The following is a 13,587-nucleotide window of genomic DNA, read 5'->3' as shown; positions in this document are numbered from 1 at the left end:
GGGCCGGGGGCTACTTCGCGGCCGTCCGCTTGGAGGCGGCCGTGGACTTGGCCGCCGCCTTCTTGGCCACGGTCTTCTTCGCCGCGGTCTTCTTCGCCGCCGTGCTCTTGGCGGCGGCCTTCTTGGCGGGCGTCTTCTTGGCGGCCGCGCCGCCGTTGCGCGCGGCGGGCACCGTCGCGTCGCTCACCCAGTCGCCCAGCATGTCGCGCAGGAACTTGCCGGTGTGGCTGGCCGGGACCGAGGCCACCTCCTCCGGGGTGCCCTCGGCGATCACCAGACCGCCGCCGCTGCCGCCCTCGGGGCCCATGTCCACGACCCAGTCGGCCGTCTTGATCACATCGAGGTTGTGCTCGATGACGATCACGGTGTTGCCCTTGTCGACCAGACCGGAGAGCACGCTGATCAGCTTGCTGATGTCCTCGAAGTGCAGACCGGTGGTCGGCTCGTCCAGGACGTACACCGTGCGGCCGGTGGAGCGCTTCTGCAGCTCGCTCGCCAGCTTGACGCGCTGGGCCTCACCGCCGGACAGGGTCGGCGCCGGCTGCCCGAGCCGGACATAGCCGAGCCCGACCTCGTTGAGCGTGCGCAGATGGCGGGCGATGGTGGGCACCGCCTCGAAGAAGTCCAGCGCCTCCTCGATGGGCATGTCCAGCACCTCGGCGATGGACTTGCCCTTGTAGTGCACCTCCAGGGTCTCCCGGTTGTAGCGCGCGCCATGGCAGACCTCGCACGGCACATACACATCCGGCAGGAAGTTCATCTCGATCTTGATGGTGCCGTCACCGGAGCAGTTCTCGCAGCGGCCGCCCTTGACGTTGAAGGAGAACCGCCCGGGCTGGTACCCGCGGACCTTGGCCTCCATGGTCTCCGCGAACAGCTTGCGCACATGGTCGAAGACGCCGGTGTACGTCGCCGGGTTGGACCGCGGGGTGCGGCCGATGGGCGACTGGTCGACATGGACCACCTTGTCGACGAGATCGTCACCGGCGACCCGGGTGTGCCGCCCCGGCACCGCCCGCGCGCCGTTCAGCTCGCGGGCCAGATGGGTGTAGAGGATGTCGTTGACCAGCGTGGACTTACCCGATCCGGAGACACCGGTGACGGCGGTGAGCACCCCCAGCGGGAAGGACACGTCGATGTCCTGGAGGTTGTTCTCCCGGGCGCCGTGGACCGTCAGATGCCGCTTGGGGTCCACGGCCCGGCGCGTCGACGGCAGCGGGATGGCCTTCTTGCCGGACAGATAGTGGCCGGTCACCGAGTCCTCGTTGACCAGCAGCTCGCTCAGCGGCCCGCTGTGCACCACCTTGCCGCCGTGCTCGCCCGCGCCCGGGCCGATGTCCACCACCCAGTCCGAGGTCTTGATGGTGTCCTCGTCGTGCTCCACGACGATCAGGGTGTTGCCGAGGTCGCGCAGCCGCACCAGCGTTTCGATCAGCCGGTGGTTGTCGCGCTGGTGCAGGCCGATGGAGGGCTCGTCCAGCACATAGAGCACACCGACCAGACCGGAGCCGATCTGGGTGGCCAGCCGGATGCGCTGGGCCTCGCCGCCGGAGAGGGTGCCCGCGGCGCGGTTGAGCGAGAGATAGTCCAGGCCGACGTCGACCAGGAACCTCAGCCGCTCGTTGACCTCCTTGAGGACCCGCTCGGCGATGGTCTTCTCGCGCGGGCTCAGCTCCATGGCGCGCAGGAACTCGGCGCATTCGCTGATCGACATCGCGGAGACATCCGCGATGGACTTGTCCTGCACGGTGACCGCGAGAACGATCGGCTTGAGGCGGGTGCCCTCACAGGTGGGGCAGGGCACCTCGCGCATATAGCCCTCGAAACGCTCCCGGCTGGCGTCGCTCTCCGCCTCCGAGTGGCGCCGCTTCACATAGGGCACCGCGCCCTCGAAGGCCGTGGTGTACGCCCGCTGGCGGCCGTAGCGATTGCGGTAGCGGACCTCGATCTGGGTCCGGTGGCCGTTGAGGAGCGCCTTCTTGGCGCGCTGTGGCAGCCCGGCCCAGGGGATGTCCGTACGGAAGCCGAGGGCATCGGCGAGCGCGCCGACCAGCCGCCCGAAGTAGTCCTTGGTGTGGCCGTGGGACCAGGGGTGGATGGCACCCTCGTCGAGCGACTTCTCCTCGTCCGGGATGATCAGCTCGGGGTCGACCTCCATCCGGGTGCCGATGCCGGTGCAGTCCGGGCAGGCGCCGAAGGGCGAGTTGAAGGAGAAGGTGCGCGGCTCCAGCTCCTCGAAGGACAGGTCGTCGTACGGGCAGTACAGATGCTCGGAGAACATCCGCTCGCGCTGCGGGTCGTCCTCGTCGAGGTCGACGAAGTCGAGGATCACCATGCCGCCGGAGAGGCCGAGCGCGGTCTCCACCGAGTCGGTCAGCCGGCGCTTGGCGCTGTCCTTGACGGTGAGGCGGTCGACGACCACCTCGATGGTGTGCTTCTCCTGCTTCTTCAGCTTCGGCGGGTCGGAGAGCTGGATCGTGGCGCCGTCCACCCGGGCGCGGCTGTAGCCCTTGGTCTGGAGATCGGAGAAGAGGTCGACGAACTCCCCCTTGCGCTCGCGCACCAGCGGGGAGAGCACCTGGAAGCGGCTGCCCTCGGGGAGCTCCAGCACCCGGTCCACGATCGCCTGCGGCGACTGGCGGGCGATCGGACGGCCGCACTCAGGGCAGTGCGGCTTGCCGATGCGGGCGAACAGCAGCCGGAGGTAGTCATAGACCTCGGTGATGGTGCCGACCGTCGAGCGCGGATTCCGCGAGGTCGACTTCTGGTCGATCGACACCGCGGGGGACAGGCCCTCGATGAAGTCCACATCGGGCTTGTCCATCTGCCCCAGGAACTGGCGGGCATAGGAGGAGAGCGACTCGACGTAGCGGCGCTGCCCCTCGGCGAAGATCGTGTCGAACGCGAGGGACGACTTGCCCGACCCGGACAGCCCGGTGAAGACGATGAGCGAGTCGCGAGGAAGGTCGAGTGAGACGTTCTTGAGGTTGTGCTCGCGAGCGCCACGAACGATGAGACGGTCGGCCACGCCGGTCGGCACCTTTCTTGAGAGTGACGGGGTGCGCCGAGCCCGCTCGCCGGGGCGGCCCTGCCGGACGGAGCAGAGGCGGAGCGGAGCGAAACCCCCAACCCAGGGTATGGGGGCACGACGACGATGTCTTAAGGATGCAGCACACCGAGCCTATAGCACGCACATTCGATTTGCGGGCGACGGGAGCCGACTTCACCCGATCGTGTGGCGCGGACTACGGTCGGGTCATGACCGACTACGTGAGGGACGCCCTCGCCGTACAGGAGGCGACGGACCGGCTGCTGACCGCCGTCGCCGCTCTCGACGACGCGTCCCTCATGAGCCCTTCGGAGCTCCCCGGCTGGACCCGCGGCCATGTCCTGGCCCACCTGGCCCGCAACGCGGACGCCCTGGTGAACCTGCTCACCTGGGCCCGGACCGGCCAGGAGACCCCGATGTACGCCGACGCCCACACCCGCGACGCCGAGATCCTGCGCGACGCCGCCCGGCCGCTCGCCGCCCACCTGGACGACCTGCGCACCAGCGCCACCCGCTTCGACGCGGCGGTCACCGCACTGCCCCCGGAGCGCCTGCCGTACGAGGTGACCCTGCGCGGCGGGATCCGGGAGTCGGCGGCCGGGCTGCCACTGCGCCGCCTCGCCGAGGTCGAGCTGCATCATGTCGATCTCGGTATCGGCTACACCGTGGCGGATCTGCCCGCCACCTTCGTCGAGAGCCAGCTCTCCGTGCTCATCCGTACAAGGTTCGCCGGGCACCCGGATATTCCCCCGCTGCGGCTGGCCACCGGGCCCGGTGACGGGGACCTCCGGCACACCGGCCGCCCCGCCGCCCCCGGGGAGCCCCCGGTCACCGTCACCGGCTCCCCCGCCGCCCTGCTGGGCTGGCTCACCGGCCGTACGGACGGCTCCGGCCTCTCCTGCCCGAACGGCCCCTTGCCCGTCCTCCCCGCACTAGGCTGAGGCCATGACCTACAGCGGAGTAGTGACGGTCGGTGGACCGGCGGACGTGCACGAACTGCCCGATCTGATGATCTCGAAGGTCGCGGTCGGCCCCATGAACAACAACGCGTACCTGCTGCGCTGCCGGGCCACCGACGAGCAGCTCCTGATCGACGCCGCCGCCGAGCCGCACACCCTGCTCTCCCTGATCGGCGAGAGCGGCATCGCCTCCGTCGTCACCACCCACCGCCACCAGGACCACTGGAGCGCGCTGCGCGAGGTGGTGGACGCCACCGGCGCCCGCACCTACGCGGGCCAGTACGACGCCGAGGGCATCCCGGTGCCCACCGATGTGCCGGTCGCGGACGGCGACACGGTGCGGGTCGGCCGGGTCGAGCTGACCGCGCGCCATCTGGTCGGCCACACGCCCGGCAGCATCGCCCTGGTGTACAACGACCCGCACGGCCATCCGCATGTGTTCACCGGCGACTGCCTCTTCCCGGGCGGCGTCGGCAACACATGGAAGGACTCCGAGGCGTTCGAGAGCCTGATCAACGACGTCGAGACCAAGCTCTTCGACCAGCTTCCGGACGAGACCTGGGTCTACCCCGGCCACGGCGACGACACCACGCTCGGCGCCGAGCGCCCGCACCTCGGGGAGTGGCGCGAGCGCGGCTGGTAGCGACGCCGGCGGTACGCGCGGCTCGTAGCGGCGCGCACACCGCCCCAGAGCGCCGCGCACCTCCGTACGCCCCGTGACCCCCGGCGGGCCATGGCGGTTGTCGCGTCATGCACCATGACCGCTCCCCGTCCATGGCCCGCCTCGCCGCCGCGTCCCTGGCCGGCACCGCGATCGAGTTCTACGACTTCTTCGTCTACGGCACGGCCGCAGCCCTCGTCCTCGGCCCGCTGTTCTTCCCCACCTTCTCGCCGCTGGCCGGCACCCTCGCCGCCTTCGGCACCTTCGCCGTCGGCTTCGTCTCCCGGCCCCTGGGCTCGATGCTCTTCGGGCCCATCGGCGACCGCCACGGGCGCCGGCCGGTGCTCATCGCCTCCCTGCTGCTCACCGGCGTCGCGACCGTCGCCGTGGGCTTCGTCCCGACCTACGGCTCGATCGGCATCGCCGCCCCCGTCCTGCTGCTCGTGCTGCGGTTTCTGCAGGGGCTGGGGCTCGGCGGCGAATGGGGCGGTGCGGTGCTGCTGACCGCCGAGCACGCGCCCGCGGAGCGGCGCGGGCTGTGGTCGGGCTTTCCGCAAGTCGGTCCGGCCATCGGCTTTCTGCTGGCCAACGGCACGATGCTGGCCCTGTCGGCCACGCTGAGCGATGCCGCGTTCCGGTCCTGGGGGTGGCGGGTGCCGTTCTGGGGCGCGGGGCTGCTGGCAGGCGCCGGGCTGCTGCTGCGGGCCCAGCTGTCCGAGTCCCCGCGGTTCCGGGAGCTGGCCGAGCAGGGCGAACGGGCCAGCGCGCCACTGGCCGAGGTGGTGCGCGGCCACTGGCGGCTGGTCCTGCTGACCGCGGGCGGGCTCGCGGTGGGCTATGCCGTCTTCTACGCGGTCACGACCTGGTCCCTGGCGTACGGCACGGAGCGGCTCGGTGTCGCCCGCACCACCCTGCTGGGCTGCGTCATGGCGGCCGTGGCGGTCATGGGCGCCCTGACGCCGCTGGCCGCCCATCTCGGCGACCGCTTCGGGCGGCGGCCGCTGTGTCTGGTGGGCTGCGTGGCCACCGTGGTGTGGATGTTTCCGCTGGTCGCGTTGTTGCGCACCGGTGAGCCGCCGCTGATGTTCCTCGGCTTCCTGGGCGCGCTGCTCGCCTTCATCACCATGTTCGCCGTGACCTCGGCCTATCTGCCCGAACTGTTCGAGGCGCGGGTGCGCTGCACGGGAGCGGCGCTCGGCTACAACCTGGCGGGTGTCCTGGGCGGGGCGCTCACGCCGATCGTCGCGACGGCGATGTCCCACGGGGACGGCCCGCCCTGGGGCGTCGCCGCGTATCTGACCGCCGCCGCGCTGCTGAGCCTGGGCTGCTTCGTGCTGCTGCCGGAGACACGGCCGACGGCCGACCGTCCTGATGGTGGACGATCGGCCGTACGGCCTCTGGAGGCCGGGGAGGCGGCCGTGTGAGCCGTCTCCCGGATCCGGGACGCGGACGGTCGCCGCGCGCCTTCTGACGCCGTCGGGCGAGTCAGGGCGGTGACGCCGCGGAAGACACCGTCAGACGTCGGCGCTGTCCTTGTCCCGGGCCCGGTCCTCCCCGCTCCCCGCCTCCGCCAGGGCCTGTTTCCTCGAGGCGTGGAGACTGGTGACCGTCGTGACGGCGAGCACCGCGCAGATGACGCCGAGCGAGACGGGGATGCTGATCTCCGGGACATGCACCCCGGCCTCGTGCAGGGCGTGCAGCACCAGCTTGACGCCGATGAAGCCGAGGATGATCGACAGCCCGTACGAGAGGTGGACCAGCTTCTTGAGCAGGCCGCCGATGAGGAAGTACAGCTGGCGCAGGCCCATCAGCGCGAAGGCGTTGGCGGTGAAGACGATGTACGGGTCCTGGGTGAGGCCGAAGATCGCGGGTATCGAGTCCAGCGCGAACAGGACGTCCGTGGTGCCGATCGCCAGCATGACGATCAGCATCGGGGTCATCAGCCGCTTGCCGTTCTCCATGATGAACAGCTTGGTGCCGTGGTACTGGTCGGTGGACGGGAACCGCTTCTCGACCGCCTTGAGCAGCCGGTTCTCCTCGAACTCCTCTTCCTCCTCATCGGCCCGCGCCTCCTGGATGAGCTTCCAGGCCGTCCAGATGAGGAAGGCGCCGAAGATGAAGAAGACCCAGGAGAACGTCGAGACGATCGCGGCTCCGGCGGCGATGAAGACCGCACGCAGCACAAGGGCTATGAGCACGCCCACCATGAGCACGCGCTGCTGGTAGATCGTCGGCACGGCGAACTTCGCCATGATCAGGACGAAGACGAAGAGGTTGTCGACGCTCAGCGACTTCTCGGTGATGAAGCCCGCGAAGAACTCACCGGAGGGCCGGCCGCCCGCGAAGACCAGCAGCCCGAGCCCGAAGAGCACGGCGAGCGCGACCCAGACGGCCGTCCAGATCCCGGCCTCCTTGATGGAGACCTCATGCGGTTTACGGCCGCCTATGAAGAAGTCGGCGGCGATGAGGGCGCAGAGGCCGACGATGGTCAGCCCCCACATGGTCACGGAAACGTCCACAGTTCCTCCGGCATTCGTACGGCAATCTCAGCGTCGTCGCTGCCGGAGGTCTCTTCCGCCCATGGACCGCGCCACGGACCGGCGCCCCGGGATTCCGTCCGGCCTCCTGGGGCCGGACGGAATCCGTGGTGACGGGAACACCGCTACAGGAGTACTCCCCTCCGCGTACACGAGAGTACAGGAATTCCCATGGAAGAGTAAAGAGATGGATAAAAGCGCAGGTCAGCTGCCATATGACGGGCGGGCCCTGGCCGCCTTCAGAGCCCTCGCGGCCCGCCCCGCCTCGCCCAGCACCTGGTTCAGCACCCGGCTGCCCCGCGGCACCATCGACGGCTCGTACGTCCACGCATGGCCCACCCAGGGGTCGGCGAGGTGGTCGTCGGCGACCGGGGTGAGCCGCAGCAGCGACCGCCACAGCGGGTCCAGCACCGGACCGTAGCCCCGCGCGTCCTCACGGTCGGCGACCATCATCAGATGGACGCCCACGGAGGGCCCCTCGTCCGCCAGATAGCGCAGCTGGGTGACGGCCCGGTCGTCGAAACCGTGCGGGAAGTCGTGGACGATCAGCAGCTGCTCGACGATGTCCAGATCGGGCGGCAGCGCGTCCGTGGCGCCGCTGCGGACCGCCATCTGCACCAGGTCCACGCGCCGGGTCAGGGCGGCCAGCACCGAGGAGACCCCCTGGGCTCCGGCGGCCGGTGGCTCGGCCAGCGCGCCCGACCCCACCAGCGGGGCGAACGAGCCCGCGGCCGAACCCGCCGGGTCGATCACATGCACCGCGATCTCCCCCGCCGGATAGACGGCCAGCAGTCGCGCGGCGATGGCGACCGCCGCGTCCGCGGCCAGCCTGCGCAGCTCACCGGAGTCGGCCGGCCCCTCGTCGAACCCGCCCGAACGCCCGGCGTCGATCCACAGCCCCCGCTCCAGCGGCAGCCGCACCAGCATGGGAATGCGCAGGTCGGTGCGCTCCGGGAGGTACAGATCGCCCACCCGCAGGGCCATCGGGACCTCCATCGGCACCTGGTACGCCTGCCACACCGGGCTGTCCCAGCGGGCGTAGGCGGGCGGCAGCGCGGGCTCCACCACCTCGGCCTCGGCGGTGAGCTGCGCCAGATCGCGGTCGAGGGCGGCGCGGGCCTGCTCGACGAGGTCGGCGTGCTTGGCGCGCGCGTCGGCACGGGCGGAGTCGGCGGCCGGGCCCACCCGGGTGCGCGGATCGGAGAGCACCCGGTCCAGCTCCTGCTCCATCCGGGACTCGGCGAAGTCCACGGCGCTGCGGTAGGCCGCGGCCGTCCGGGCCAGGTCCTCGAACATGCCCCAGACCTGGTTGTAGAGCCGCTCGTCCATGGTCCAGCCGGAGGCGTCGCCCGCGACCGGCTGGGCGGGCTGTCCGGGGGCGGCGGGCGGCGCGGTGGGCGCGGGGGTGGGCGGCGCGGCCGTACGGCGGGCCGGGTGCTCGTAGTTGACCGGCCCTCCGGCGGCGGGCGCGCCCTGGGTCTGCTGCGGCGGGGTCGGCGGCTGGGCGGGGGCCGGATCGGCGCCGCCGCTCGCAGGGGCCGCCGGGTCGGCGCCGCCCGCGGCCGATGTGCGCACCCGGTCGTCGGCCTCGGAGCGGGGCGGGGGCTGGGCGACCGAGCGGGCCATGCCCCGCGCCACCGCCTCGTTGATCCGCGCCGCGAGGTCGGTGCCCTCCGCCAGCCCCTGGTCGTGCAGCATGGCGGCCAGCCCGCCCGCGTACCCCTGGCCGACCGCGCGCACCTTCCAGGCGCCCTGCCTGCGGTAGAGCTCCAGGGCGGTCACCGCGGACTCCGAGTCCAGATCGGTGATGGTGTAGCCGGCGATCTCGGTGCCGTCGAGGCCGGTGACGGCGACGAACGGTGCGGCCATGACGCCGAACCGGGCCGGGCCGCCGACGCCGACCGGCAGCGCGAGCAGCACGGTGACCCGGTGGATGTGGTCGGGCATCGCGTCGAGGTCGACGGCGAGCCGGTGGTCGGCCGCCGCCTGTTTGGGCACCTCTATCCCGGCCAGCTGGGGCGAGGCGGGGTGCGCGACCCATTCGGCGCCGTGCACCGTGCCCCGCTCATCGCCGAGTGTCGCCCCGGCCACGATCGGATTGCCCGCAGAGATCCGGATCTCCAAACGGGTCTGGGGCAGGGGGTGGTTCTGCCCTCGGACCAGCTCGGCCGTCATGGCTGCGTCCCCTCGTCGTATTCCGCTGATGCCGTACGGGTGCGGTGAGCGCGTCGGCCCGGTGAGCTGTGCTCCACCGGGCCGACGCGCTCATCCGGGCGGTTCGCCTCCGGGGCGGATCCGCTGGTCGACGTGTACGCCACTCGTCCGAGCGGCGGTGACGGCCGTTTTACAGATGCGGCACGATGTGCGGCATCAGGTCCTGGAAGGTACGGCCGTTGGCCGGCTCGCCGACCGCCTTCATCTGCCAGGCACCGCCCGCGCGCTGGACCGTGGCCATGATCTGGGCGGTGTACTGCCCGCCGCCGGTGAGGGTGTAGCGGGCGAGCTCCTGCCCGTTGGTCTCGTCCACCAGCCTGCAGAACGCGTTCTGCACCTCGGCGAAGGTCTGGCCGGTGAAGGAGTTCACCGTGAAGACGATCTGGTCGATGTGGACGGGCACCCGCTGCAGATCGACCAGGATCGCCTCGTCGTCGCCGCCCTGTCCGGCCCCGCCCACGAGGTTGTCACCGGTGTGGCGGACCGAGCCGTCGTCGCTGACCAGGTGGCGGAAGAAGACGACATCGGTCGGCTGCTTGTCGGCGAAGAGGACGGCCGACGCATCGAGGTCGATCTCCCTCGTACGGGAGCCGAACAGTCCGCGGCGGGGCGCGGCCTGCCAGCCCAGCCCCATCCGCACCGCGGTCAGGGCGCCCCCGTCGGCCTTCTGCAGGCTGATGGCCTGTCCCTTGGACATGTTGACCGTCACGCGCTGTCCCTACTCTCGTCTCTCGATTCCCCGTGGCCGCCGCGGGTGTGCGGCCGTGGCCGCGCCGTATGCACGGCCCTCCGAAAACCCTATGCACTGCCGCCAGGGCTCCGGCCGGACGAGTGGGCTTTTGTGTCGGTCTTGCAACACAGCGAGCGGGCGGGCGCCCCGGGGAAGACCCGGGGCGCCCGGCCGTCAGGAGACTCCCGCCTCCCTCATCTGCCGCAGCTCCTTCTTCAACTCCGACACCTCGTCGCGCAGTCGCGCCGCCACCTCGAACTGGAGCTCCGCCGCCGCGGCCCGCATGCGGTCGGTCATCTCCTCGATCTGCTCGGCGAGCTCGGCCGCGGGCCGGTCGGTCAGCACCTCTTCCTTGGCCTTGCCCTTGGCGGCCTTACCGCCCTTGGCCGCCTTACCGCCGGCCGCCGGGACGGGGGTCTTCCCGTCCTTGCCGTCCTTCAGCTTGCGGTAGCCGGTGCCGAGCAGCTGCTCGGTGTCGACGTCCTCGCGGGCGATCTGGGCCACGATGTCGTTGATCTTCTTCCGCAGCGGCTGCGGATCGATCTTGTTGGCCTTGTTGTACGCGATCTGCTTCTCGCGGCGGCGGTTGGTCTCGTCGATGGCCTTCTCCATCGCCGGGGTGACCTTGTCGGCGTACATATGCACCTGGCCCGACACGTTACGAGCGGCCCGGCCGATGGTCTGGATCAGCGAGGTGCCCGAGCGCAGGAAGCCCTCCTTGTCGGCGTCGAGGATGGCGACCAGGGAGACCTCCGGAAGGTCGAGGCCCTCCCGCAGCAGGTTGATGCCGACCAGCACGTCGAACTCACCGGCCCGCAGCTCGCGCAGCAGCTCGACCCGGCGCAGGGTGTCCACATCGCTGTGCAGATAGCGCACCTGGATGCCGAGCTCGAGCATGTAGTCGGTCAGGTCCTCGGCCATCTTCTTGGTGAGGGTGGTGACCAGGACGCGCTCGTCCTTCTCGGTGCGGGTGCGGATCTCATGGATGAGATCGTCGATCTGGCCCTCGGTCGGCTTGACGACGACCTCGGGGTCGATCAGACCGGTCGGGCGGATGATCTGCTCCACGAAGCCATCGCCCCGGGAGAGCTCGAACGGGCCCGGGGTCGCGGAGAGATAGACCGTCTGGCCGACGCGCTGGAGAAACTCCTCCCACTTCAGCGGGCGGTTGTCGAGCGCGGACGGCAGCCGGAAGCCGTGCTCGATCAGGGTCCGCTTACGGGAGGCGTCGCCCTCGTACATCGCGCCGATCTGCGGCACCGTGACATGCGACTCGTCGATGACCAGGAGGAAGTCCTCCGGGAAGTAGTCCAGCAGGGTGTGCGGCGGGGAGCCGGTCTCCCGGCCGTCGATGTGCAGCGAGTAGTTCTCGATGCCCGAGCAGGTGCCGATCTGGCGCATCATCTCGATGTCGTAGGTGGTGCGCATCCGCAGCCGCTGGGCCTCCAGCAGCTTGCCCTGCTTCTCCAGCCGGGTCAGGGTCTCCGTGAGCTCGGCCTCGATCCCGGCGATGGCCTTCTCCATGCGCTCGGGCCCGGCCACATAGTGGCTGGCCGGGAAGACATACAGCTCCCGGTCGTCGCTGATCACCTCGCCGGTGAGCGGGTGGAGCGTGGAGAGCGCCTCGATCTCGTCGCCGAACATCTCGATGCGGACCGCGAGCTCCTCGTAGACCGGGAAGATCTCGATGGTGTCGCCGCGGACCCGGAAGGTGCCCCGGGTGAACGCCATGTCATTACGGGCGTACTGAATGTCGACAAAGCGACGCAGCAGCTGATCGCGGTCGATCTCCTCGCCGACCTTCAGCGGCACCATGCGGTCCACGTACTCCTGCGGCGTACCGAGGCCGTAGATGCAGGAGACGGATGCCACCACGACCACGTCACGCCGGGTGAGCAGCGAATTCGTGGCCGAGTGGCGCAGCCGCTCCACCTCCTCGTTGATCGAGGAGTCCTTCTCGATGTAGGTGTCCGACTGCGGGACGTACGCCTCGGGCTGGTAGTAGTCGTAGTACGAGACGAAGTACTCGACCGCGTTGTTCGGCAGCAGCTCGCGGAACTCATTGGCCAGCTGGGCGGCCAGCGTCTTGTTCGGAGCCATGACCAGCGTGGGCCGCTGGAGCTTCTCGATCATCCAGGCGGTGGTCGCCGACTTGCCGGTGCCGGTCGCGCCGAGCAGCACGACATCCTTCTCACCAGCGCGGACGCGCCGATCGAGGTCGGCGATGGCGGTGGGCTGGTCACCGCTGGGCTGATAGGAGCTGACGACCTCGAAGGGCGCCACCTTGCGTTCGAGCTGAGTTACGGGCCGCATGACACCAACCGTACGACTCGCCACTGACAACGGCGGGGCGTTCCCGTGCGCGGCCCGCCCCCCGGCCCTCCGGCCGGATTCGGACGATCATGCGCATGATGTCGCCCGTGGCACGAATTTTCCGTCCATCCGATACCTATCCTCCGCTACCGCGCATCTGGGACCCTCTGCCCGTCCATGAGTCAGACGAGAGTCAGACCACGCGAGGAGTCCGTATGCAGATCCGCCCGGCCGCCGCGTTAACCGGCGCGCTCATCGGGATGTCCGCGCTCTTCCTCCCCACGGCCACCGCGACCGCCCAGCCCACCGGGCAGACGCATCACCACACGGTCACCGTGGCCCACCGCGGCGCCTCCGCCTACGCCCCCGAGAACACCCTGGCCGCCGTCGACGCCGCCGACGACCTGGGCATCGACTGGGTCGAGAACGACGTCCAGCGCACCAGGGACGGCGAGCTGATCGTGATGCACGACACCACGCTGAGCCGGACCACCGACGTCGAGCAGGTGTTCCCGGACCGGGCGCCCTGGAACATCTCCGACTTCACCCTCGACGAGATCGAGAAGCTGGACGCCGGAAGCTGGTTCGGCCCCGAGTTCCAGGGCGAGACGGTGCCGACCCTGGAGGAGTACATGGACCGGGTTTCGGACAATCACCAAAAGCTTCTGATGGAGCTCAAGGCTCCTGAGCGCTATCCGGGGATCGAAGGCCAGACGCTGCGGGAGCTGCGCAGAGAGGGCTGGCTGGACCATCGGCACAAGCGCCGGCTGATCATCCAGAGCTTCAGCGCCGACTCCGTGCGGACGGTCCACCGGCTGCGGCCGGACGTCAAGACCGGCTTCCTCGGCACCCCGACCGTCGCCGACCTGCCGGAGTACGCCGAGTTCTCCGACCAGATCAACCCCAGCTACACCACCATCGACGCCGGCTACGTGGCCGCGGTGCGATCGGTGGACGGGGCGCACGGCAAGCCGCTGGAGGTCTACACCTGGACCGTCAACGACGGACCGTCGGCGGTCTCGGTCGCGGGCATGGGTGTGAACGGCATCATCACCAACAAACCCGATGTGGTCCGGGACGCCCTCGACGACGCCTCCTGACCCACGGCTCGTGAACGAGGCGCC

The 13,587-nt window shown here is 70.2% G+C and carries 9 protein-coding genes; 4 read left to right on the top strand and 5 right to left on the bottom strand.

Going from position 1 to position 13,587, the window contains the following annotated elements; translation table 11 throughout:
- Positions 1-10 precede the first annotated feature (10 nt).
- The gene (gene uvrA / locus J8403_RS32100; protein WP_211126218.1) at positions 11-3,028 is read right to left on the bottom strand and encodes an excinuclease ABC subunit UvrA; all 3,018 of its coding nucleotides are present in this window, start codon (positions 3,026-3,028) and stop codon (positions 11-13) included.
- 230 nt (positions 3,029-3,258) lie between these two features.
- On the opposite strand from uvrA, the gene J8403_RS32095 reads away from it, so the two are divergent.
- The 3 genes from J8403_RS32095 to J8403_RS32085 all read left to right on the top strand — a co-directional run bounded on the left by J8403_RS32095 (position 3,259) and on the right by J8403_RS32085 (position 6,093).
- Positions 3,259-3,990 (top strand): maleylpyruvate isomerase family mycothiol-dependent enzyme, encoded by a 732-nt coding sequence (locus J8403_RS32095; protein ID WP_211126217.1) that lies wholly within the window; start codon positions 3,259-3,261, stop codon positions 3,988-3,990.
- Between the two features lie 4 nt (positions 3,991-3,994).
- Entirely contained in the window at positions 3,995-4,651 is a 657-nt protein-coding gene (locus J8403_RS32090; RefSeq protein WP_211126216.1) for an MBL fold metallo-hydrolase, read from the top strand.
- Between the two features lie 131 nt (positions 4,652-4,782).
- On the top strand, positions 4,783-6,093 hold the full coding sequence (locus tag J8403_RS32085; protein ID WP_211128534.1) for an MFS transporter: 1,311 nt from the start codon (positions 4,783-4,785) through the stop codon (positions 6,091-6,093).
- 90 nt (positions 6,094-6,183) lie between these two features.
- Here J8403_RS32085 and J8403_RS32080 read toward each other — a convergent pair whose 3' ends face one another.
- The 4 genes from J8403_RS32080 to uvrB form a co-directional block, all read right to left on the bottom strand.
- Positions 6,184-7,188 carry a TerC family protein gene (locus J8403_RS32080; RefSeq protein WP_211126215.1) on the bottom strand — a complete coding sequence of 335 codons (1,005 nt, stop codon included), beginning with the start codon at positions 7,186-7,188 and terminating at the stop codon, positions 6,184-6,186.
- A 222-nt stretch (positions 7,189-7,410) separates the two neighbouring features.
- The gene (locus J8403_RS32075) at positions 7,411-9,381 is read right to left on the bottom strand and encodes a TerD family protein (protein WP_211126214.1); all 1,971 of its coding nucleotides are present in this window, start codon (positions 9,379-9,381) and stop codon (positions 7,411-7,413) included.
- 169 nt (positions 9,382-9,550) lie between these two features.
- Positions 9,551-10,129 carry a TerD family protein gene (locus J8403_RS32070; protein WP_014059893.1) on the bottom strand — a complete coding sequence of 193 codons (579 nt, stop codon included), beginning with the start codon at positions 10,127-10,129 and terminating at the stop codon, positions 9,551-9,553.
- A 195-nt stretch (positions 10,130-10,324) separates the two neighbouring features.
- On the bottom strand, positions 10,325-12,463 hold the full coding sequence (uvrB, locus tag J8403_RS32065; protein WP_211126213.1) for an excinuclease ABC subunit UvrB: 2,139 nt from the start codon (positions 12,461-12,463) through the stop codon (positions 10,325-10,327).
- Positions 12,464-12,678: 215 nt separating this feature from the next.
- On the opposite strand from uvrB, the gene J8403_RS32060 reads away from it, so the two are divergent.
- The gene (locus J8403_RS32060) at positions 12,679-13,563 is read left to right on the top strand and encodes a glycerophosphodiester phosphodiesterase (RefSeq protein ID WP_211126212.1); all 885 of its coding nucleotides are present in this window, start codon (positions 12,679-12,681) and stop codon (positions 13,561-13,563) included.
- Positions 13,564-13,587: the final 24 nt, after the last annotated feature.

Source organism: Streptomyces yatensis (assembly GCF_018069625.1).
Taxonomy (GTDB): Bacteria; Actinomycetota; Actinomycetes; order Streptomycetales; family Streptomycetaceae; genus Streptomyces; species Streptomyces yatensis.
Note: the sequence above shows the minus strand (reverse complement) of the source record. Positions and strands in the feature narration are given on the sequence as shown.

Bases quoted from the DNA above. Each gene is read 5' to 3' on its own strand.
- J8403_RS32095 (WP_211126217.1), top strand. From the start codon at position 3,259: ATGACCGACTACGTGAGGGACGCCCTCGCCGTACAGGAGGCGACGGAC.
- J8403_RS32090 (WP_211126216.1), top strand. From the start codon at position 3,995: ATGACCTACAGCGGAGTAGTGACGGTCGGTGGACCGGCGGACGTGCAC.
- J8403_RS32085 (WP_211128534.1), top strand. From the start codon at position 4,783: ATGGCCCGCCTCGCCGCCGCGTCCCTGGCCGGCACCGCGATCGAGTTC.
- J8403_RS32075 (WP_211126214.1), bottom strand. From the start codon at position 9,381: ATGACGGCCGAGCTGGTCCGAGGGCAGAACCACCCCCTGCCCCAGACC.
- uvrB (WP_211126213.1), bottom strand. From the start codon at position 12,463: ATGCGGCCCGTAACTCAGCTCGAACGCAAGGTGGCGCCCTTCGAGGTC.
- J8403_RS32060 (WP_211126212.1), top strand. From the start codon at position 12,679: ATGCAGATCCGCCCGGCCGCCGCGTTAACCGGCGCGCTCATCGGGATG.